The 1,435-nt window shown below is 69.3% G+C and carries 1 protein-coding gene; it reads left to right on the forward strand.

Annotated features, from left to right (window positions below; genetic code table 11):
- The first annotated feature begins 11 nt into the window (after window positions 1-11).
- Window positions 12-1,379 carry a M28 family peptidase gene (locus ACYPYD_RS27260; protein WP_459667042.1) on the forward strand — a complete coding sequence of 456 codons (1,368 nt, stop codon included), beginning with the start codon at window positions 12-14 and terminating at the stop codon, window positions 1,377-1,379.
- The last annotated feature ends 56 nt before the right edge of the window (window positions 1,380-1,435 follow it).

Genomic DNA, 1,435 nt, shown 5'->3' on the forward strand with positions numbered 1-1,435 from the left:
CACTTGCGCACATGAGCACCCTCCCAGTCCTTCGCGCGGGGCTTCTTGCCGCCGCGCTGTCCGCTGCCGTCCCGGCTTTCGCAACTCCCCAGCAGGGCTCAGGCGTCGCCTGGGACATCGTCGAGGGCCTGACCACCGAGATCGGCCCGCGCATGGCCGGCTCCGAGGCCGAGGCGCGCGCACGCGACTGGGGTTCGGCCAAGCTCAAGGCGCTCGGTTTCCAGAACGTGCGGGTGGAGGAGTTCAAGACCCTCGCCTGGAAGCGCGGTCCCGAGAGCGCGAAGCTGACCGCGCCTTACGCGCAGCCGCTGGCGATCACCGCGCTTGGTTTCTCGGTGCCGACACCCAAGGGCGGGCTGAAGGCTCCGCTGGTCTACTTCCCGACGCTCGATGCGCTGGAAGCGGCGCCCGACGGATCGCTCAAGGGCAAGGTGGCCTTCATCGACCACGCGATGCGCGCGGCGCAGGATGGTTCGGGCTATGGCCCTTACGGCAATGTGCGCCGTCAGGGGCCGACGATCGCCTCGCGCAAGGGCGCGGCGGGCGTGGTGATCCGCTCGGCGGGCACCGACAGCCACCGCAACCCGCATACCGGCGTCACCATCTTCGCCAAGGACGTGGCACCGATCCCGGCGGGCGCGGTGTCGAACCCCGATGCCGACCTGATCGCCCGCACCGCCGCAAGGACTGCTGCGGGGGGCAAGCCGATGGCCATCGACCTGACGCTGGAGGGCAAGCCGTTCCCCGATGCGCCTTCGGGCAACGTCATCGCCGACCTGCCGGGGCGCGATCCCTCGCTGCCGATCATCGTCATCGCCTGCCACCTCGACAGCTGGGACCTCGGCACCGGTGCGATCGACGATGCTTCGGGCTGCGCCATCGTGACGGCGGCGGCGCTTGCCGCGCAGCAGGGCGGGCAGGCTTTGCGCACCATCCGCGTGCTGTGGTCGGGTAACGAGGAGATGGGCGTCGGCGGAGGCGGCGGTGCGGCCTATGCGCGCATGCACGGGTCGGAGCCCCACGCCGTCGCCATGGAAAGCGACTTCGGCGCGGACAAGGTCTGGGCGGCGAAGTTCAACACCGCCGCCGACAACAAGCCGATGGTGGACAAGGTGAAGGCCGCGCTCTGGCCGATGGGCGTCGTCCCACATGATGGCGAGACCGAGGGCGGGGCCGACGTCGCCGCGATCATCAAGGCGCAGAATCTGGCGGTGATCGATCTCGGGCAGGACGGGATGCACTACTTCGATCTGCACCACACGCCGGACGATACGCTCGACAAGGTCGATCCTGCGGCGTTGCAGCAGAACGTCGATGCCTGGGCGGCGGTGTTGAAGGTGATTGCGAATGAGCCCGGAGTGATTGGCAAGGGCATGTAAGGAAGGCCCACCCCCGACCCCTCCCGCGAGCGGGAGGGGGGAAGCAAGGTCCGCCC

The sequence above is a fragment of the Novosphingobium sp. 11B genome (assembly GCF_054589055.1).

What these genes read in the sequence shown, in the direction of transcription:
- ACYPYD_RS27260 (WP_459667042.1), top strand. Translation starts at nt 12, where the DNA reads ATGAGCACCCTCCCAGTCCTTCGCGCGGGGCTTCTTGCCGCCGCGCTG.